General features: G+C 64.5%; 12 protein-coding genes and 1 riboswitch. Of the genes, 6 read left to right on the top strand and 6 right to left on the bottom strand.

Annotated elements, in window-relative coordinates; genetic code table 11:
• Positions 1-115: 115 nt before the first annotated feature.
• Together CDV44_RS25640 and wrbA are read left to right on the top strand one after the other, a co-directional pair.
• Positions 116-409 (top strand): hypothetical protein, encoded by a 294-nt coding sequence (locus CDV44_RS25640; RefSeq protein ID WP_087691434.1) that lies wholly within the window; start codon positions 116-118, stop codon positions 407-409.
• A gap of 109 nt (positions 410-518) precedes the next feature.
• Positions 519-1,151 carry an NAD(P)H:quinone oxidoreductase gene (wrbA, locus tag CDV44_RS25635; protein WP_058375743.1) on the top strand — a complete coding sequence of 211 codons (633 nt, stop codon included), beginning with the start codon at positions 519-521 and terminating at the stop codon, positions 1,149-1,151.
• A 92-nt stretch (positions 1,152-1,243) separates the two neighbouring features.
• Here wrbA and blaOXA read toward each other — a convergent pair whose 3' ends face one another.
• Positions 1,244-2,110, bottom strand: a complete 867-nt coding sequence (blaOXA, locus tag CDV44_RS25630; RefSeq protein WP_087691433.1) for an OXA-62 family carbapenem-hydrolyzing class D beta-lactamase — start codon at positions 2,108-2,110, stop codon at positions 1,244-1,246.
• Between the two features lie 255 nt (positions 2,111-2,365).
• Here blaOXA and CDV44_RS25625 point away from each other — a divergent pair, with 255 nt between their 5' ends.
• Positions 2,366-4,012, top strand: coding sequence for a hypothetical protein (locus CDV44_RS25625; RefSeq protein ID WP_087691432.1), 1,647 nt, complete (start codon positions 2,366-2,368; stop codon positions 4,010-4,012).
• Positions 4,013-4,053: 41 nt separating this feature from the next.
• On the opposite strand, the gene CDV44_RS25620 is transcribed toward CDV44_RS25625, so the two are convergent.
• A complete protein-coding gene (locus CDV44_RS25620; protein WP_087691431.1) occupies positions 4,054-4,509 on the bottom strand; it encodes a carboxymuconolactone decarboxylase family protein in 456 nt (151 codons plus the stop codon).
• Between the two features lie 126 nt (positions 4,510-4,635).
• On the opposite strand from CDV44_RS25620, the gene CDV44_RS25615 reads away from it, so the two are divergent.
• Positions 4,636-6,192, top strand: a complete 1,557-nt coding sequence (locus CDV44_RS25615) for a PLP-dependent aminotransferase family protein (RefSeq protein ID WP_249277715.1) — start codon at positions 4,636-4,638, stop codon at positions 6,190-6,192.
• 110 nt (positions 6,193-6,302) lie between these two features.
• Positions 6,303-6,401, top strand: a riboswitch (TPP riboswitch).
• Positions 6,402-6,474: 73 nt separating this feature from the next.
• Complete coding sequence (thiC, locus tag CDV44_RS25610; RefSeq protein WP_058375748.1) at positions 6,475-8,391, top strand: phosphomethylpyrimidine synthase ThiC; 1,917 nt, start codon at positions 6,475-6,477, stop codon at positions 8,389-8,391.
• A 172-nt stretch (positions 8,392-8,563) separates the two neighbouring features.
• Here thiC and CDV44_RS25605 read toward each other — a convergent pair whose 3' ends face one another.
• Positions 8,564-9,796 (bottom strand): hypothetical protein, encoded by a 1,233-nt coding sequence (locus CDV44_RS25605; protein ID WP_141118809.1) that lies wholly within the window; start codon positions 9,794-9,796, stop codon positions 8,564-8,566.
• Between the two features lie 363 nt (positions 9,797-10,159).
• Between CDV44_RS25605 and CDV44_RS25600 the strand changes: the two genes are divergently transcribed.
• Positions 10,160-11,521 (top strand): hemolysin family protein, encoded by a 1,362-nt coding sequence (locus CDV44_RS25600; protein ID WP_058375750.1) that lies wholly within the window; start codon positions 10,160-10,162, stop codon positions 11,519-11,521.
• 71 nt (positions 11,522-11,592) lie between these two features.
• Here the strand turns inward: CDV44_RS25600 and recD are convergent, their stop codons facing one another.
• From recD to recC, 3 genes are read right to left on the bottom strand one after another with little or no spacing between them, the layout of a single operon-like run.
• On the bottom strand, positions 11,593-13,758 hold the full coding sequence (gene recD, locus CDV44_RS25595; protein WP_087691429.1) for an exodeoxyribonuclease V subunit alpha: 2,166 nt from the start codon (positions 13,756-13,758) through the stop codon (positions 11,593-11,595).
• Positions 13,755-17,702 carry an exodeoxyribonuclease V subunit beta gene (recB, locus tag CDV44_RS25590; protein ID WP_087691428.1) on the bottom strand — a complete coding sequence of 1,316 codons (3,948 nt, stop codon included), beginning with the start codon at positions 17,700-17,702 and terminating at the stop codon, positions 13,755-13,757. Before recB ends, recD begins: the two co-directional genes overlap by 4 nt.
• Positions 17,699-21,103, bottom strand: coding sequence for an exodeoxyribonuclease V subunit gamma (gene recC / locus CDV44_RS25585; RefSeq protein WP_087691427.1), 3,405 nt, complete (start codon positions 21,101-21,103; stop codon positions 17,699-17,701). Before recC ends, recB begins: the two co-directional genes overlap by 4 nt.
• Positions 21,104-21,417 lie beyond the last annotated feature (314 nt).

Below are 21,417 nucleotides of genomic sequence, written 5' to 3'. Positions count from 1 at the left end.
GTGCGTCGACTCCCCAAGCGCCTGACTGTCGCGTGAGCCCTCACCCGGTGCTCACCCCACCATGCCTCGACGCCATGCCCGCGCCCCGCGGGCATTGTGTTTCCGGTACGGCGTCATGGACTTGCTCATCAAATACTTCAGCCCGCTGTGGCTCTTTCACGCGGCGGCCGATCTGTCGTTCTGGCAGCGGCATCAACTCGACGCGCGCATGCAGGTCGTGAGCCGCTTCATGTGGCGCTACGTCATGCGTTGGAGTGTGGTGACGGCCATGCTGCTGGTGCCCGCCGCCGTAATGGCGCACGGCGTGGCCGCCACCGGACTCGCACTCGCCGGCGGCTTGTCGGCCAGCGTGGCGGTGTTGATGGCCGCCCTCGCGCTCGGCTGTCTGATCGGCTCGCGACTGCGCTAGTCTGCCGCTGGTTTCGTCATGAGCGTCGACTATCATGGAACGGCTCGCGTCGAACCGCCATGACCGGCGTGTCGCGGCGCTTGCCCCTCTAGACCCTTAGGAGTTTTCCATGGCCAACGCCAAGATCCTGGTGGTGTTCTACAGCATGTACGGGCACATCTACACGATGGCCGAAGCGGTTGTCGAAGGTGCACGCAGCGTCGCCGGCGCCGACGTGACACTGATGCAAGTGCCTGAACTGGTTCCCGACGAAGTTCTCGAAAAAAGCGGTGCGAAGGCGGCGCGCGCCGCGTTCGCGCATGTGCCTGTCGCGCGCGTTGAACAACTGGCCGATTACGACGCGATCATCTTCGGCACGCCCACCCGCTTCGGCAACATGACCGCGCAGATGCGTAACTTCCTCGACCAGACCGGCGGTCTCTGGGCCAAGGGCGCTTTGGTCGGCAAAGTCGGCAGCGTGTTCGCCAGCACCGGCACGCAACACGGCGGGCAGGAAACGACGATCACCAGCTTTCACACCACATTGCTGCATCAGGGCATGGTGATCGTTGGCGTGCCCTATACCGAGCCGGGCCTGACCAATATGCAGGAAATCACCGGCGGCACGCCTTACGGCGCCACAACGCTCGCGGGCGCCGACGGCTCGCGCCATCCCAGCGCGAACGAGTTGAAGATCGCGAAGACGCAAGGCCGTCATGTGACGGAAATCGCGTCGGCACTCAAGCACGGCCGCACGCTGTAAGCGACCGCGCCCTCCCCTGATCAGCCACAGACCCGCCCACGGCCGGTCTGTGGCTGATATCGCACTGGCATCACGCCGGTAGCGAATCAACCTCAGATCAACTTCAGATCCTTCAGCACGGCACGGGCAATCCGGGCGCGCTTGGGCGCATCGGCGTCGCTGCGCATGTCCATGTTCAGCGCAACCGTGGTGATATTGCCGTCCCGCTCGATCCAGCCGACCCACCAGCCGATGTCGTGCTTGCCGTCGACATACCAGCCGGTCTTGCCGTGCAAGACGTAGTCCATGTTCGCTTCGGCAATCGAAATCTGCCGCACGATGTCCTGCGTGCGCGCCGAGAACGGCAACTGCCCGCGCGCCAGCCGTTGCAGGAATACCACCTGTTCACGCGCTGAGATTTGCAGGCTGTTATCGACCCAATACGCATCGGCCGCGGACCCAATGGTGTGATTTCCATAGCCCACCGCATCGAGTTTGCCCTGCGCAAAGGTCCGCGGAATCTTGCGCGAGACCACCTGATAGCACGGCAGACACGACACCCGGAACGCATCGCGCAGATTCATCGCGGCGTTCCAGCGCTTCATGCTGCGCGGCTGGCCGTCCCAAGGAATGATCTCGCGCTCGTTGTCGAGCGCCCCGGACTCCAGCGCCAGCAAGCTGTTGAAAATCTTGTACGTCGAAGCCGGCGACATGCGCTGATTGGCGCGAGTGCTGTCGTAGGCCTGATAGCCCCCGGTGCGGCCGTCGAGCACGATGATCGTGCCCTTCGCGCCTTCAGCCTCGAAATACTTGCCCCAATCGGCCCGTTCCACGATTTTTGGCGCTGCGGTATTGGCAGCATTTGCGGCATTGGCGATAGCGTCCGCATGCGCCGGTATCGCAACCGCCAACGGGGATAACAACGCGGCGGCGATCCGCAGCACAACGGCGCTACGACGCCAGCGAGAAAGCATCATCATTTTGGAGTCCTGATGTCAGTGGGTGGATGCAACGAGTGTCGTGAATCTCGAAGCGCTGGCCGGGCGCTCGCTTCCGAAAGCGCTTGCAGAATAGGAGGTGTTTCGACACGTGGAAAGTCACAGTGCCGTAACCGATGTAACCGCCGTATCATTGCCACGAAATCGGCGGATCCTGCCGGTCGTTGTTCCCCGTTCACCGCTCCTTTCTCGTGCGTCGCCATGCCTGACGATCGTGTCCGCCCACCTCACGCCTCCATGCCGACTGGCCCGTCCGCGCCCTCATCCCCGCTCGTCATCCGCCTCGATGCACCGCAGCACGTCGGCGATCAACCGGTGCGGTACCAGAGTCTGTGGTTGTTGATGCGCGTGTATTACGCGGCGCGCTACGAGTCGGCATCCGTGCCGCTTGCCGCGCTCAAATCGCGCTTCGCTCAGGCGGGCGACCTGCGCATGCTGGTGAGCCGGGCGTTCGCCGATTTCGCCGAATGGGGCGTCAGCGCCGGTTGGGGTGACGACCGGCAAGCCGACGCTCGCCTGCTGCCCACTCGCGGACGCGGCAGAGGGCCGTTCTGGCTGCCCAGCCACGAACTTGAGCGAATCGTCGTCACGATTGGCGGCGCCGTGCCCACCGACGAACGGCGCACGCTTGCCACCTTCCTCGGTCTTTCGCACGACACCCCGGCCACGCTCGACACCCCGGCGCTCGACTACGTGATGCAGGACATTGCGTTCTGGCATCACGTCACGCTCGGCAAACGCGACATGCAGGACGGCATCTTCTTCGCGCCGTCCGACCCTGCGCCTCACGGGCGCACCCGCACGCAGCGCACCGGTGCCATTCCGTCGTTTCATGCTGCGCAAGTCTGCGCGGTCGACGACGTTCAGCGCGGCATTGCCCTGCTGGCGGAGACCATCGTGTGGCGTCGCATGGGCGACGTGGCACGCGCGAAACGCACGCTGACAGCGCTCGCCGAGACGTTCGGCGCGAATCAGCCCACGCAGAATGCCTCGCCCACCTTGCGCGCGATGCACTGGATCGTGCAGGCCTGGCAGGCGTATGCCTTGCGCGACGAAGCGGGCGCCTTCGCGCATTTGCAGCGCATCAGCGACGATGCTTCGCTCGCACCGTGCCTCGTCTACAACCCGCGAATTCGATTCGAAACGCGCAACTTGCAAGCGCTGCTGTACAAGACGCACGCCGCACGCCCCGGGCCGCAGCCAGCGCGGGCGCAATCGGCGGCCGACGCCCTCGCCGCATTCTCCGACGCCCTGCAAGCCGCGTTCGAAGCCGACTCCATCGAGCTGGCTCAGCACGTCGCCGCGAATATCGGGCTCTCGCTGTGGCTGTTCTGGCAGGACTCGTTGATCGACCCGGCCCGGCGCCTCGCCGTGAGCGACGTGCAGCGGCAGGCACTGCGCTGGATCGGCTTGTCGGAATGGATTTGCGACCGCTTCGGTGTGGGCGGGAATTCCGTGTGGAATACGGTGTTCCTGCTGCGTATCGCGCGCGGTGCCGTGCCCGTGCGGCGCGACCCCGATCTGGCGACGCTGCGCGCGAGCACGCCGCTGGCCGTCGACGCGTTTCTCGACGCCGTGCAGCCGTTCGGCGCGCCATTCTCGCGCGCCAAGGGCTTTTCGAAATGGACGGATGTGGTGGCGACGACGCTGGCCGACCACGAGGATGGACGCGTGCGCTTCGAGCCGTTGCAGCTCGCCAACTTGTGGTTCGAAATGCTGTGGTTTGCGCTGCATCAGGACGGCGACTCGCCACAGGCCACCCACGCCGCCCAATCGCTCGGGCGTGTGCTGCCGATGCTGCCGCCGCCCGATCGCCGGTTCTTCCGCGACGCGTTACGGCTGATGCCTCGCGAGTTTCAGCGGGAGGTGCGGGTCGCGGAATAGCGTGATCCGCACCCTCTCGTGCGAACGTGCGAACCAGCGATTTAGCGCACGCCCTTCGGCGTCTTCGGCAGTGCCGAGCGGAACGAGATCGCCAGACGGTTCCATGCGTTAATGGTGCTCACCGCGAACGTCAGGTCGGCGATCTGCTTGTCGTCGAAGTGCTCGCGCAGGTCGGCAAAGACGGCATCCGGCACATGGCCGTCCTGCACGTTGGTCACGGCTTCGGTCCACGCCAGTGCGGCGCGCTCCGACGGCGAGTACAGCTCGGTTTCGCGCCATGCATCGAGCAGGTGCAGGCGACGGGCTTCGATGCCGACCTTGAGCGCGTCGGCCACGTGCATGTCGATGCAGAAAGCGCAGCCGTTGAGCTGCGAGGCGCGCAGCCACACCAGTTCCAGCAGTCCATCGGGCAGGCCGCAGTCATGGAAGTAGCCGCTCAGAGCCGCCAGGTGTTCGTAGGCACGCGGTGAGGCCTTGATGTAGTTCAGACGTTGCATTTTTAAGTCTCCGTTGTGTGTCGGGAAGTCAGTCGATGGATGTAACGATACGGCCTCTTGGCCTGCTTCGAAAGAGCCAAAACCGAATAGAATCGGTAGGCCAAAAAGACGCTGGAGACCGTCCCTATGCGCGACACATCCGACCTGAGCGGCCTGCGCCTCGCCGACGCCGCCCAAGCCACCGGCATGCCGACCTACCGCGCGCTGTACGAGCGTATTCGCGAGGGCATTCTCTCGGGCAAACTCGCGCCCTCGTCGCGGCTGCCGTCCACGCGCGCGTTGGCGAGTGAGCTTGGCGTCGCACGCGGCACCGTCGAAGCCGCCTACGAGCGGCTGGTGGCCGAAGGTTTCGTGATCGGACGCGGCGCCGCCGGCAGCCGCGTGAACCCGCACTTGAGTGGCGCACGGCTCGATGCGGCGGCCAAAGCGTTGCCTCGCGACCTCAACCACCGTTCCATCGGAGACGAAAAAACCGCCCGCGCGAACACTGGTGAGCCACCCGCTATCCGTAGCCCTCGCGCGCCGCACCGGAACCATCGCATCGAAAACCCGAGTTACGTGCCGCTCAGCGCGCACGGCACACCATTGCCGTTACAGAACGGCATGCCGGCCTTCGACGAATTCCCCCGCAAGCTGTGGGCGCGCCTTGCCGCACGCCATGCCCGCCACTTGCCAGCCGACGCGCTCAGCTATCAGGATGCCGCCGGTCTGGCGCCCCTGCGCGAGGCCATTGCCGGCTATCTGGCCATTGCGCGCGGCATTCACTGCGACCCGGCGCAAGTCATCGTCACCACGGGCTTTCAGGGCGCGCTGGCACTGATCGCCCGCCTGCTGTTGCAGCCGGGCGACGCCGTCTGGTGCGAAGACCCCGGCTATTTCCGGGCACACGAAGCCTTGCGGATGGTGAATGCAACGCTGGTACCGGTGCCGGTCGACAGCGACGGACTCGATGTCGCCGAGGGTGAGCGTCGTGCCCGCCACGCGCGGCTCGCGGTGATCACGCCCTCGCACCAGTCACCACTGTCGGTGGCGCTATCGCTGGAACGCCGTCTCGCCTTGCTCAACTGGGCGCAGGCCAATCAGGCATGGATCGTCGAAGACGACTACGACAGCGAGTTCCGCTATACCGGTGCGCCGTTGCCTGCCTTGAAGAGTCTGGACGGCGGCGAACGCGTGCTTTACGCGGGTTCATTCGGCAAGGTGCTGTTTCCCGGCCTGCGGCTTGGCTATCTCGTCGTGCCCCCCGCGTTATGCGACGCCTTTACGGCGGCCACCGCGCTGCTCTCCCCGGTGCACGGCTGGATCGAACAGGCGACCGTCACCGACTTCATCACGGAAGGCCATTTCAGCCGGCACATTCGCCGCATGCGGCAACTCTACGGTGAGCGCCGTGCGGCGCTGGCCGACGCGTTGCGGCAGCATCTTCCCGGGCGCATCGAACTCGCACATCAGGCGGGCGGCATGCATCTGCTGGGCTGGATCGAGCCGCATCGCGACGATCGTGCGGTGTGCCGCGCCGCCCACGTCCACGGGCTGGCGCCGGGGGCGTTGTCCTATTTCCGTATCGAGCGGCAATTACCGCCAGCCCTCGTGATGAGCTTCACGAATGTGCCGCAAGCGAGTGCCGACGACGTCGCCAAGCGCCTCGCGCGTGCGTTCGACGACGATGAAAAATCGCGCTGAAGATGACGCAGCGCAGCATTTTTACGTTGTCGCAACAGAACATTTTTCGGATGGTTTTCGGGACACATCGCGCTTGTGTTTGCGTGTCATGTCGGTGTATCGTTGCCGCAAAGCTAGCGCAGGGGTCCTGCAACGTGAGTTGTGGGTGAGAAATACCCTTAGAACCTGATCTGGATAATGCCAGCGCAGGGAGCGTAGAAGTCACTCGCCCCCGTTCATGCTCCTGAGCCGCTTTGCGCCGAATTTGTCGGCGTCAACACGTGCCCCGCCAGGAGACATTGCATGAACGCCAATCCGAAGTTCCTCTCAGCCAACGCGCGCGTGGACGAAGCCGCGATCGCACCGCTGCCCAATTCCCGCAAGATCTATGTGAACGGTTCGCGCCCGGACCTCCGTGTTCCGATGCGTGAAATCTCGCAATCGGACACGCCCACGAGCTTCGGCGGCGAAAAGAACCCGCCGATTTTCGTCTACGACACGTCGGGTCCGTACACCGATCCGGACGCCAAGATCGACATCCGCTCGGGCCTGCCCGCCGTGCGCGCCGCATGGATCGAAGAACGTGGCGACACTGAAGCGCTGCCGGGTCTTTCATCGGCTTATGGCCGCGAGCGTGCCGACGACTCGGCGACGACCGACCTGCGTTTCCCGGGCCTGCACCGCACGCCGCGCCGCGCCAAGGCCGGCAAGAACGTGACGCAGATGCACTACGCGCGTCAGGGCATCATCACGCCCGAGATGGAATACATTGCCATTCGCGAAAATCTGCGCCGTCAGGAATACATCGAGAGCGTGCGCAACGCCGGCCCGCAGGGCGAGCGCCTTGCCAAGCTGCTCTCGCGCCAGCACCCGGGTCAGCACTTCGGTGCCAGCCTGCCTGCCGAAATCACGCCGGAATTCGTGCGTAGCGAAATCGCCCGCGGCCGCGCCATCATCCCGAACAACATCAATCACCCGGAATCGGAGCCGATGATCATCGGCCGCAACTTCCTCGTGAAGATCAACGCGAACATCGGCAATTCCGCCGTGACGTCGTCGATCGGCGAAGAAGTCGACAAGATGACGTGGGCCATCCGCTGGGGCGGCGACACGGTCATGGATCTGTCGACCGGCAAGCACATCCACGAAACGCGCGAGTGGATTCTGCGCAACAGCCCGGTGCCGATCGGCACGGTGCCGATCTATCAGGCGCTCGAAAAGGTCAACGGCAAGGCCGAAGACCTGACGTGGGAAATGTTCCGCGACACGCTCATCGAACAAGCCGAGCAAGGCGTCGACTACTTCACGATCCACGCCGGTGTGCGTCTCGCGTACGTGCCGATGACCGCCAACCGCATGACGGGTATCGTGAGCCGTGGCGGTTCGATCATGGCCAAGTGGTGTCTCGCACACCACAAGGAAAGCTTCCTGTACACGCACTTCGAAGAGATTTGCGAAATCATGAAGGCCTACGACGTGGCCTTCTCGCTGGGCGATGGCCTGCGTCCGGGCTCGATTTACGACGCCAACGACGAAGCCCAGCTCTCGGAACTGAAGACGCTCGGCGAACTCACGCAAATCGCGTGGAAGCATGACGTGCAGGTGATGATCGAAGGCCCGGGCCACGTGCCGATGCAGCTCATCAAGGAGAACATGGATCTCCAGCTCGAGTACTGCGACGAAGCCCCGTTCTACACGCTCGGACCGCTGACGACGGACATCGCCCCCGGCTACGACCACATCACGTCGGGCATCGGTGCCGCGACCATCGGCTGGTACGGCACGGCCATGCTCTGCTACGTCACGCCGAAGGAACACCTGGGTCTGCCGAACAAGGACGACGTGAAGGAAGGCATCATCACGTACAAGCTCGCAGCACACGCGGCCGATCTGGCCAAGGGTCACCCGGGCTCGCAGATTCGCGATAACGCGCTGTCGAAGGCTCGCTTCGAGTTCCGCTGGGAAGACCAGTTCAACCTCGGTCTCGATCCGGACAAGGCGCGCGAATTCCACGACGAGACGCTGCCGAAGGATTCGGCCAAGGTGGCGCACTTCTGCTCGATGTGCGGCCCGCACTTCTGCTCGATGAAGATCACGCAGGACGTGCGCGACTACGCTGCCAAGCAAGGCCTCACGGAAGAAGCCGCGCTCAAGCAAGGCATGGAAGTCAAAGCGGTCGAGTTCGTGAAGAAGGGTGCCGAGATTTATCAACGCACCTGATTGATGCTTTGATCGGTGCGTTGAATGGTACGGTCTGGCAGCGCTGTTGATTAGCGGTTGTTTTGCCGCTGATTGGTAGCTGACCGGCAGATGATGTGCCAATGAGAAAACGCGTCCGGGAGTGATCCCGGACGCGTTTTTTATGCGTTATACGTTATGCGTTAGTGGTGCATCAAACATCGGAATAGTCGTAGTTCTCCTCGGCATCATTCCCACCGAACGCTTTGATCGTGGGCACATTCTGGGCCGTCATTTCATTGCGCAGGCGCCGGCAGGCTTCGTGCGGACGCAACGACGTGTGCATCGAAGTCGCCAGTGCGGTGAAGGACTGTGTATCGGTCACGGGTAACCGTGCCGACTGCATGACGTCCGCGTGCCGCATGCCCCAGTGACCGTCGCCGATCTGTTCGATACCCAACGCCAGTTTGGCCCAGTCGTTGGAACACACGGCAACCGTTGCGGGAAGGTCGTTGCGAGCCATCGCCTGCTGCATCGGCGAGCCCGTGGAAAGCGCGACACGCAGCATCCAACCGGTCGCGTCCGGCGCCGGCAGCAAGCGGCGGCCTTCATGCAGGTGCTGGTTGATCTGTTGGATGAACGTGCTCACGGGATCTCGTACGCGGCAAACCTGCGCCCACTCTTTCTTGCCGACCAGATCGGGCTTGCCGGTCCAGCGGCGCGCTGTATCGCCCACTGATTTCGCGACATCTGAACGGAGCACCTCGTAAGCCGACGTACTGTTGCGTCCGTCCGTACCCAACAGCGCGCTGCCCACGACCTCGCTGCACACTTGCGCGCGTTCGCTGCGCGCCTCCGGCATGATCACCGGATGATTCCTCAGACCGGCGGCACTCGGGTTGGCGTCGAATCCAGCCGGTCCCGCACAGACATACAACGTTTGCAGCGCCGAGGGGCACAGGACGGGCGCCGCGCGCTGGGTGCCATTCGTCTTCGGCAATGCCGCGAAGGCTTCGCCCGAACCGGCTGGACGATCGGCAAACGCGGACAACACTGCCGAATCGGGTCGGTCGCTGTTCGGTTTCGACGGGGAACCGGTTGCGGTCGCCACATCGCGAAGATCCGCCCGCATGGCGTTTGCCAGCGCTACCAGCGATGCCGGTAGCGCGCTGGCGCGGATCTGCTGTGCCGGGTGCCCATCCCTGGCGCTTTCGACACCTTGCAGCGGAAAGTCTCGATCGAGCGCGGGCCGCGTGTTTCGAACCAGACTGTTCGCGAGCAGTGCTTGTGACAGTGAATGTGTGGCCAGTCCATGCAGCCCGGCAAAAAGCGGTTGCAAGCCATTCATCGTGAAGTCCTCCGTCAGTGCGGTGAGCGTGGCCATCGACCACGGCCCCGACAAGGTGTCGGAACGGCGTTCACGATGCCCGACGGGCATGGGTGTCACTGTCGGTTCTGCGCACGCGCACTCCCCGCTCGCGCAAGCCACCGCCCAGTAGGAGACAGTGAACGTCCGTCGCGCAACGCGAACGTTGCCGGGGTGCCGCTGTCGGGGCGACATGGACTTATGGCATGCTATCGGTCAGCGGCACAGCCGACGCGGCTGCTGCGCCCCCGTGGATTCGCCCCACACGCGAACGCTCCGGGGACGCGCTTTCCGCACCCCAGCCCGAAGGCATCTCAAAATGATGGCCACCCGGCCTTGTTTCGAAATGTCTCCGCGCAACCGGTTTCGCCCTGTCTTGGGGCGTCACCGCCTTGCTCCCGTCGCTGCTGTGCGCCTGACTTTGTACTTACAGGTGACAACAATATGAGTGGTTACGGCTTTCTTTTCAGTATCTTGCTGCTGGTTCTGGCGAGCGCATTCTTTTCCGCCGCCGAGATTTCACTGACCGCCGCCAAACGCACCAAGCTTCAGGTGCTCATGGAAAAGGGCGACCAGCAGGCCATCAAAGTGCTCGCGCTCAAGGAGCAGCCCGGTAACTTCTTCACCGTCGTGCAGATCGGCGTGAACGCGGTCGCGGTGCTCGGCGGTGTGCTCGGCGAGAGCTTTCTCACCGGCTATCTGTTCGACTGGCTGTCGTCGTTCACCGATCAGGCCATGGCGCTGCGACTGGCCGGTATCGGCTCGTTCCTGTTCATCACCATCGCCTTCATTCAGTTTGCCGATCTGATTCCGAAGCGGCTCGCCATGGTCAACCCGGAACGCGTGGCGATGTCGATCATCGACCCGATGCTGCTCTGCCTGAAGGTGCTGCGTCCGTTGGTGTTCATCTTCAACGGCATCGCGAACATGTTTTTGCGCATCTTCAAATTGCCCACGCATGCCATCGAAAACATCACCTCCGAAGACATCGCCGCCATGGTGGGCGCGGGTGCCGAGGCAGGTGTGCTGCGCAAGCAGGAACTGCATCTGATCGAAAACGTGTTCGAACTGGAGTCGCGCACGGTCGGCTCGGTCATGACGTTTCGCGACGACGTGGTGTACTTCACCATCGCCGAGGAAGAGCGCAGCATCCGTCACAAGATCATCGAAAGCCCGCATTCGAAGTATCTGGTGTGCCGTGGCGAAATCGACAACGTGCTCGGCTACGTCGACTCGAAAGACTTGCTCCAGCGCATTGCGAGCGAAGACCTGTCGAGCGTGATTCGTAACCTTGACCGTCTCTACGCGAAGAAGCTGCTCGTCATTCCCGACACGCTCAATCTCTCGGAAGCGCTGGCCCGCTTCAAGGAAACCCGCGAGAGCTTCGCCGTCATCATCAACGAGTACGGCATGGTGGTAGGCGTGGTCACGCTCAACGACATCGTGGGCGCACTCATGGGCGACGTGGTCCACCCGGCAGATGAAGACCAGATCGTGCAGCGCGACGAGCATTCATGGCTGGTCGATGGCGTCACTTCCGTCGAAGACGTGAAGAAGGCGCTCGACATCGACGAGCTGCCCGGCGAGGGCGAGTACGAGACCATCGCCGGCTTCATGATCTATCAGCTCAAGCGCATTCCGAAGAAGTCGGAAGCGACCGAAGCCATGGGCTACAAGTTCGAAGTGGTCGACATCGACAACTACAAGATCGACCAATTGCTTGTCACGCGGATGGGCGCAGTTGCCGAAGCCGCCATCGCGGCGCAGAAGCTGGCCCAGTCTCAGACACAGACGCCAACGTCCTGACGGCTGCGGACATCGTCAGGAATCGACAGTTTCGCGGCGACTGTCGTTGCCGATCGCGCGGGCGGTGCAGTTCACGAAGGCATTGCCTCCAGCACCTGCGCCAGCCGATCGGTCAATCCACCGTCTCGCTGCGTTGGACGCAGAATCGCCGAGGCAATGACCTGCCACGGTGCATAGAGCCACGCCTGACGGCGAGCGCGGGTCACGCCCGTGTAGATCAACTCGCGCGACAACACGCGGCTCGACTGCTCGGGCAGCACGATGGCGACGCGCTCGAACTCCGACCCCTGCGACTTGTGGATCGTCATCGCGAACGCCGTCTCGTGTGCCGGCAAGCTCGCCGGCGAATACAACCGGTATCCGCCATCCGGCGTGGCAAACGCTACCCGCAACGCGCCGCCCGGCCCAAGCGGCAACGCAATACCGATATCGCCATTGAACAGATTCAGCGCGTACTCGTTCTGCGTCACGAGCACCGGGCGCCCTGCAAACCAAGCGCCGCCGCCAGCATTCAGTGCGACGCCCGCGCGACGCGCCAGCAGTGCGGTGAGTTGCGCGCCAAGGAATTCCACGCCACGGCGTCCGCCACGCGTCGCACACAACACCCGAAACTGACCGAAAGCCGCGAACACCGGCTGCGCCACCATCGAGATGTCACCTGCCGTCGCGGCACCCGGGTCACCGAGTTGGCCGATAAGGGTCACGGCATCGGTCAACGCGTCGAGGTAAGCGCCATAGCCATCCGCCAGCGCATTGAGATTAGCCGAAGAGAGTTGCACGCCACCGTCTTCGCTGAGACTGACGCGGTCGGCGGCCGACGCGGAAACCGATGAAGTTGCGGATGCGGATGCGGCATGCGAGGTTGCTTGCACGGAGACTGCGGAGGGCTGCGGCGCCATCGACGCACGCCCATGCGCCGATGCCAGTACGCGTTCTGCGCTTTCCGTCGTGAACTCCTTGCGCGCGTCCGCCACGCGCCCGGTCTTGATCGCCGTCGCCAGCCGACCAATGGCCGAGTGCTCGCCGAAACGGTAAGTCCGTTCCAGCCAGACCACGGCATCTTCCAATCCACGCGCCACACCGGCCGGGGCACTTGGCGAAAGGGGGCCGTGCACCGGCGGCGTTCCCTGCGGCCAGCCCAGCGCCTGTAACAGTTGCGCACGCATATCGACGGAAAACGCGCGTTTGGCACTCAGCTCGCCGAACACCGCACCGGCTTCCACGGCGGCCAATTGGTCCTTGTCGCCCAGCAGAATCAATCGCGCGCCCTCGGGCACCGCTTCAAGCAACTGCGTCGCCATCGACAAATCGATCATCGAGGCTTCGTCAACGACGATCAGGTCGTAAGGCAGCGGATTGCCCGCGTGATGGCGGAAGCGTCGACCGACCTGCTCCGCCGATTCGGGCAGCACCCCCAGCAGACGGTGGAGCGTCAGCGCCGCCTCGGGCAGGGCTTGCCGGACGGCTTCAGGCAAATCCTGACGGGCGGTGAGCGCTTCCTGCATCCGTTGCGCCGCTTTGCCCGTGGGAGCCGCCAGTGCCACGCGAAGGTTGGCGTCGCGTTCGAGCAGGCACGCGAGCAGCCCCACGACGGTGGTCGTCTTGCCGGTGCCCGGTCCGCCACTGAGCACCACGAGCGAGCGTTGCAGCGCCAATGCAGCTGCCGCCATCTGCCAGTTCGGTTCGGGCTGGCCATCGGAAGCGGTGGACGACGCAAGCACGCCCTCACCGAAATACTTGCGCAACCGTTCGCGATCCTGCGCCGTTACTGCTGTCGTCTCCGACGTGGCCAGCTTGCGGCCGAGCGCCGCCGCGAGGCGCGCTTCATACACGTAGTAACGCGCCAGATAGAGGCGGTCTTGTTCATCGAGCAACAACGGCCATGCGTCGGACTGCGCATCGCTGGTCAGCACGGCGGCAAGGTTGGCCGGCGCGCATAGGCCGCTGGCAAAAAGTGCATCGCGCCACACGGAGAGCGACGGCGAATCGTCAGGGAACAACTCGCCGCTGGCCTGCGCATCGAGAAAGTTGTCGAGCGGCACGCAGACATGCCCTTCGGCAGTCGCGAGACTCACGGCCAGCGCCGCGCGCCAGACGTAGCGGCACGTCGACTCGTTCGCACCGCGCCCGCGTGCGAGCATCGTCATGCGACGTGCGAAACCCTGCGCGAGTCTCACCACGCCAGTATCGGCTTGCGCGGACCCGGCCGGGTCGTTCAGGTTGAGGAGTTCGCTCATGCGCGGACTCCTTCGGCATCGTCCGCAGCATCGGGGCTGTCGCGGCCGTCGAGCGCCAATGCCTCGGCTAGCGCCACGTTCTCGCCAGCGGCAAACAGCCGATCGAGTGCATCGACCATCTCCCGCGACGGCTTGTCGAAATAGACACCCGGCACGTGGTCTTCCAGTCGATTGGCCTCAGCCCAGTCGGGACGCACACCACGCACGAAGAGATAAAGGCTGCCCGCCATATCGCGGTCGTAATCGTAGTCAGTCAGGCGGCGTCGCAAATAGCGATGCAGCGCCAGTGTGTAGAGCAGGTATTGCAGGTGATAACCGTGTTCGGCCATCGCCTCGCGCAGACCCTCCGGCCCGTAGTTCTCGGGGGCCGTGCCCAGATAGTTGGACTTCCAGTCGAGAATCCACCACTGCTTGCCGTGGCGGAACACCAGATCGATGAAGCCTTTGAGATAGCCGCGCAGCACCGTGGCGTCGAGTGGCAGATCCGGATAACCGAACTGCCGCAGCAGCCCGCGCAACGCATCAAGCGAGACCGCATCGGCCGGGTACGTGAACTCCATTTCCGTGAGCCGCTCGCTCATGGCCACATCAGAGAGATGCAAACCGGGTCGCAGTGGGGTATTCAGCGTATCGCCCAACATGCTCATCATCATCGCGCGCCACAAGTCGTTCTGTTCCGCCCCGCGTCCCGGCGGACGCTCGCGCAAGGCACGCGTGACCGCCTGCGGCCATTGGCCACGCGCGGTGAAATCGGCCAGTTCGAACACACGGTGCAAGCTCTCGCCCGCTGCCGGACCGCGCGGAAATCGCAGAATGTCGTCGGGGGGCGGCCACGTGTCATCACCTTCCGGCGGCAAGGCGAACGTCGGCCCCGCATTGGCTTGCGCGTCGTAGTCCGGACGCGTGCGCTCAGGCGCACTCAATTGCCCGCCACCCAACTGCGGCCCGGCATGCATGCCGGCCAGCAGACCGGAAAAGCTGCCGATGCGCCACACTTCACGCAACGCGCGCGTGCTCGTGCGAGTGGAGAGTTCGGGCGGCGCATCGTGTCCGATACGCTCCCCCTTCCCCAAGGCATCGCCCACCGGCAAGGGAATCACGTCGACGGGGCCTCCGGCGAGTGCCTTCCATGCGGCACGAATCGCGTCGACGCGAGCGTCAGCATCGACGCTTGGCGAAATCCAGTCGTCGAAGGCAGTCCCCTGCCCGGCGGCCAGCCAGTTGAGCATGCCGCCGCAGGCCTCTTTCACGCTGCGTCGCGACGTGTAGATCCCCGCAGCAAGATAGCAACGGTAGACCGCGCGGGTCAGCGCGACGTACAGCAACCGCGCCTGTTCGGCGGACTGCTCGCGGCGTAGCGCGCCGTGCGCCGGTGAACCCTTGGCGCCCGCCTCGGTAAAGTCGATGACCGCGTTTGGCCCGTCGTGATACTCCAGACCATCGAGACTGCCGCTGTCACGCACGGCGCCATCCCACAGGAACGGGCAGAACACGACGCCGTACTCCAACCCCTTCGACTTGTGGACGGTCACGATCTGTACAAGATTCTGATCGGACTCGAGACGCAACTGCGCGTCTTCCCCGCCGCTGGCATTACGTTGCGACGCCAGCCAGCGCAGCAGTGCCGGCATGCCCGGTTGCTCAGCCCAGCGGGCTTGTGCCAACTCGGCCAGATGCATGAAGTTGGTAAGCCGCCGCTCGCCGCCTGCCTGCGCGACCAGACGCGCCGCCAGCCCCAACTCGCGCATGAGCGTGCGCCACATGGCGGAGAAGCCTCGCTCGATCCACAACTGCCGATAACGTTGCAGCCGTTCGATCCAGGCAATCGCCTCGGCATCGGACGCTTCGCTCGTCTGCATCCGGAACAACGCCGAGGCGTCTAGTCCGAACAATTCCGTCGCGAGCGCGGCACGTAACGCACGCACATCGCCGGGTGATTCGACCGCACGCAATACACGCAACAGCGTTTGCGCTTCGTCGCTGGCAAACACCGAGTCTTGCGTGAGTTCAACGCTGCCCACCGCATGTTCGGCGAGCATTGCCTTCATCAGCGCGCCCTGCCGGTGAGTTTGCACGATGACGGCAATATCCCCCGGTGCCAGCGCGCGCTCACCGATCAAAACATCCCCGCGCGACGCGCCAGAGAGCAAACGCGCGACTTCCGCCGCAGTGGCACGTGCGCAGGCTTGCTGGGCTTCATCCTTGGAGAACGGCCCGTCGCCTTTGCCTTGCTCGCTGCTCGCCCCTTCCGGCAACCACCACACCGTGAAGTCTGCAACGGTGCGCCCGTCGGCCAACGGCGGGCGCACACGCTGCCCCGGGCGCACGGGTGGATACTCCAGACCGTCGAGTACGAACGCGCGCTCATTGGCCCCGAACAGGCGATTCCCCGCTTGAATGATTGCAGGCGTCGAGCGTTGATTGACGGCGAGCGTGTATGCCGCATCGGCATTCTCACGAGCGGCCAGATACGTATGCAGATCTGCCGCACGGAAGCTGTAGATAGCCTGCTTCGGATCGCCCACCATGAACATCGGGCCGCTCTTCGCGCGTCCAGTGCCGTCGCCTTCGTTACTGACGTCACCACCCGCGCGGCCATCGCCGTCGCCCCGAGCATCGGCGGCGTTCACATTCGTCAGCGCCGAACCCGCGCGGTACACCGCATTGAAGATGGCGAATTGCAGCGGGTCGGTATCCTGAAACTCATCGATCAGCGCGCACGGGTAGCGCGTGCGCAGGGCGTCGGCCAGATCGGGGTGCTGCGTCAGCGCACGCGAGATGTTGCCCAGCAAGTCATCGAACGACACGACGCGGAGTTCGCGCTTGCGCTGTGCCAGTTGATCGGGGGCCTCGTTCAGCCATGCGCGCAGGATACGAAGCCACGCAATGGCGTAGCGCTCGTCGGCGTCGGCGCGCGCCTTCACCAGCACGTCGGCCAGTCCGAAGAAGCGATGGTCGGGAGGCGTCTCCCCTTTCTTGATGTCCTTGGCCAAGCGCGTCGTCGTGAGCAGTTCCGCCTTGGTGTTGAGCAGCGCGCCGACGTCACCGGCGTTCAGGTACCGCTGCCACGCGGAGACCGCCTGCGCCAGCGACGCCTCGTGATAAATGTTCTTCTTGAGCGATGGCAGCACCTTGCCCATCAACTCGGCAATGCCCTGCGCCTCGGCCTCCCAGCACTCGCGGGCGATGGCATACGTTTCGAGCAAGGCCGCATCGGCGGCAGTCGAGGCCTCGGCGCGCACGGCGGCGGGCCAGCGCAGCGTCGACATCGGCTTTTTCAACCGCCGCGCCAACTGATCAGTCAACGTACCCGGCGAGCGTTTGCGATCCACCAGCCACGCGGCAAACCCTTCGTCTTGCGCTGCCAGCGGCTCCACCACGCGACGCCAGAACTCGACCGCCAGATCGTGGCGCACGCCGTTATCGTCCGGTACCAGTTCGTAGGCAAACGGCAAACCTGCCGCGAACGGCACTTCGGCCAGCGCGCGCTGGCAGAAACCGTGAATCGTATGGATCGACGCCTGATCGAAGCCGCGCAGTGCCGCTTGCAGGCACTCGCGAATCTGCTTCACCGTCATTTCGCCGCGCTCAATCAATCCGGCGATCATCACGGTAAAGAGTGGGTCGCTACTCGCGTCAGGATCGAAGTCCGGGAAATCGTCATCGCCGGCCTCGCCCTCGCCTGCTTCGTCCTCGCCGAACATAGGGGCGATAGCCGCGACCAAGTCCGACAGCCGACCACGAATGCGCTCGCGCAGTTCGGCCGTTGCCGCGTTGGTGAACGTCACCACGAGGATTTGCTCGACGCTCAGGTTCTTTTCGAGCAGGAGACGCACATACAGTGCGCAGATATTCCACGTCTTGCCAGTGCCGGCCGACGCTTCGATCAGGCAAACGCCATCGAGATCGCAATTGAATACGTCGAGGTCGATAAGCTGCGTCATGCGCCCTCCACGAGTTCGAGATGGGCGACCAACGGGCCGAAAACGGTATTGGCAAGCAAGTCAAAAGGCGCGGCCAGCGGGTCGTCTACCCCTCGCCACACCAGCCGGGTGTACGGATCGTCGGCATCGCCACGGGCAAACGCCGAGCCCTCCCATTGGCTTTCGGCGTCGCTGCGCTTGCCGGTGCTCGCGAGCTTCCATGCACTGCGCGCGAAGAAAGGCAGTGGCCGCGTCTGCCCCAGCCGGTATAGCGCCACCAACTCGCCGAGCAACGTGGCAGCATCCGCCACCGGGCGCAGCGCGAACGTCTCGTCCTCGCCGTACCAAAGCGTGCGCGCTGCGATGTCCAGCCCCGCATGCGCCGGTTGCTGCAAGTGAGCGCACAGCGCGAGGTGAGACAACCACGCGGCCAGCAGGTCGCTCGGGCGCATGCTGCCGTAGCGGTACATCACGAGGCCATAGCGCGACACTGGCGCGAGCCGCCCCTGCAACAGACACGCTGCCGACAGCGTGGCGTCGCCGTGCCATTCGGCCTGCGTCGCCTGCTGCCACGTGGCAGGCAATGCCGGGGCGAGCGGCAGCATCGTCAGGATCTCTTGTGTGCCTTCTGCCTGCGCTTCACGCACTTGTGAGGCCAACGCCCGAAGCCCGCCCAGTTCGCGCCGGCGCCACACGGCACCTGTCGCGCCGCCGGGTAATTCGTGGCTGACCAGCGCAATGCGCTCGATGGCGTCGGTCCGTGTCCGGGCATCGCCACCGTCCTCGCGCAACAACCGCGGCAGGAGTCGCGCAGCCAGCGCGTCACGGCCCGCCCAGTCGAGCACGAACGGCTCGTCATCTTCGACTTCGGTGAGCACATCGCCCAGCGACAGCCCCAACCGGTCACGTGACCACGCCCGGCCGGGATGTCGCCAGAACCGCAGCAAGTCGTCGAGCGTCAGGTGCGTCTGCGCGACCGCAGGCAGTGCCTCGGTTACGAACGGCGTTGCCTCCGTCTCCGGTACCGGCGCCGCCATTTGTGTCGCCAACTGCCGCGCAGCTTCACCGTTGGACACATCGTAGCTGTAGAGCGACGCATGCTGCCCGTCGAAATACGCGGGCGAGAACGGTTGCAGCGGATGCAGCACGACGAGTCTCTCCCGTGCCTCGCGCTGGTCATCGACGTGGAAACCTTGCGACGCCGGGGCCAGCAGTTGCCCCGTAAAATCAAGCAGTTCGTCCACGGCGGTCGACGGCGGCAACGGGGCGTTATCGCGCACGCTGCGTCCCGTGTAGGTCATCAGGAATCGATCCTGCGCGCACAGCAGCAGATCGAGAAAGAGATTGCGTTCATCGTCGCGACGCTGCCGGTCACCGCGCTGCGGCAACACGCGCATCAGATCGAATTCGTCGGCACGCACGCGCCCGGGCAGCACGCCGTCGTCCATGCCGAGCATGCACACCACCCGGTACGGCAGCGAGCGCAAGCTGGGGATCGCCGCGAACGTGACGCGCCCCGACGGCACCCCGCCCCGCGTCGGGTCGTCCAGTGCATCGGCCAACACGCGCGCAACGACTTCCACCGGCACACGCACTGCCGGGGCGCCGTCGGCAATTGCCGAACCGATCTGCTCGATCGCCATGCGCACTTCCGCCACATCGTCGGCAAAACGCGCATCGTCCGAGAAGAACTGCTCCAGCATGGCCAATAGCTGATCCCGCCATGCCAGCCCGGTGCGCTCGGTTTGCAGGGCGACTGCGGTGGCATCCAGATCGTCGATCAGACGCGCCAGTTCCCCCAGCAACTCTGCGCGCCCGCCTTCGATGCCGCCGATAGGCAGCCAATCGTCGACCGGCAACGCATCGTCCGGCAAGGCATAACCGAGGAACAGCCGCATCATCGCGTCGCCCAGCGTGTGGCGCTCCAGTGCGGGTGTGCCGTTTGCGGCGTCCGCGGCCTTTGCCTGCGCGCCCTGCGCATCGAGGCGCAGCAACGCGTCGCCGCGCCAGCCACGGCGCGCGCCCGCCGCATGCAGCCAGTTCTGGATCGAATCGAGTACGTTGCCGCCGAGGTCGTAGCGCTGTGCCACCGCCTCCGTGCGCGCCAGTTCCACGAGATCGGACGCCGCAACGCGCAGTTGCGGCAACGCCAGAATCGACGCGAACGCCCGGGCTACCGGGTTGGTGCGCGTGGGCGGCAGCCCGGTCACCAGATACGGAATACGAGGCGTCGCCGTGCCGAACACCGCATCAATCAGCGGTGCCGCTTTGCCGAGGTCCGGCACCGTGATCAGCACATCGTCGGGCCGAAGATCCGGAATCTCGTCAAAGCAGGCCAGCAACCGGTCGTGAAGGACTTCGATCTGACGCGCGAGGCTATGACAGACATGCACTTCCACCGAGCCGTCGGCACCCACGCCGTCGGGCACGCCGTAGCGGCCATCGTCCAGCGTGAGAATACCGTTTTGCAGCGCGGCGAGCAGCGTCGGCGCGGTATTCGGCTGAAACAGCGCCCGGTCTTCCACCGCCTGCTGGGCAAGATCGGCGTAGAGCGCGTCGATGTGCGACTGCGTCTGGCGGCCCCATTCAGCCAGCAACGGATGCCCGACCTCACGGTGCGCCGTCCCGTCGCGGCGCTTGATATACGAGAGCCGGGACGGCGGCACGATATCGAACCAGTAGCTCTCGCACGGGTTGAGCACGTACAAATGCACGTCGATCAGGCGCGACATTGCCTTGAGCATCACCATCGAGAGGGGCGGCATCGACGAGAGCGCGAACACCGAGACCCGCGCGGGCCAGCCTGAAGGCAGCGTTTCCGGCGTCAGTTGCTCGATCTGATCAATGGCGCGCAGTGTCGGGTGCCGCTCGCGAATGTCGAGATGCTGCAACGTGTGCCGCCACAACTCGCTCTGCCACGCTTCGTCGTCACGCTGGACGTCGCCCCAGCCGGTGGCCCCGTGGGTCGGAATCGTATCGCCCGTCTGCCAGCGTTCGAGCCAGTTCGGCCGGTAGGTCAGGTATTGGTCGTAAATGTGCGCCAGCCGGTCGGCCAGTTCAAAGCGCATGACGTCGTCCGCCTCGGACAAATAGCCTGCCAGCCGGGGCGACGCCTTCACCCACGGCTGGGCGAGGCACTGGTAAAGCGGCCAGACGAGCCGGTCGGGTGCGAAAGGCGAACTCTCGGGCACCGTCAGCAGCTTGCCCGCCATGTCCCACAGCCATTGCGCCAGATAGGCCAGCCGAACGTTGGCGCACACGCCGAACACGTCGGCGTAGTCCAGCTCGAGCCGGCGACGCACCGCTACACTTGGCACGACGATGGTTTCCGAATGCATCGGGTCACCCGGCGCCTGGGCGAGATCGCGCAGCAAGGCGGCTTCGAGCGTGGTGAACCGGTTCGAGAAGAATAAGTGGAGCATGCGGGCGTGGCGACCTGATGGGACGGAAGGCTAAGGGCCGGGGGTGATGACGCAATGACCAAGGATCAAGGATCAAAGGCCAAAGCGACCAAGAAAACCCACGGCTGAGCGACTGTTCGCAAGCATAACAAAAGGGCCGCGCCAAGGCCCATCGGATCCATCCGAAAAGCCGGACTTGTCGGGGTCACAGCACAGCCGGGCGGGTCGTGTAACCGGCAGTATCCCCTCTTCGCGCTGCGCGGGCGTTGGGCTAGACTCCTGTCTGCGCCGCGCGCTACCCGCGCACGGCCGGCTTTGCAGCGGAACCCTCGCAC

The sequence above is a fragment of the Pandoraea sp. PE-S2R-1 genome, assembly GCF_002179865.1.
In the GTDB taxonomy this organism is placed as follows: domain Bacteria; phylum Pseudomonadota; class Gammaproteobacteria; order Burkholderiales; family Burkholderiaceae; genus Pandoraea.
This window is presented reverse-complemented; position numbering and strand designations above follow the sequence as displayed.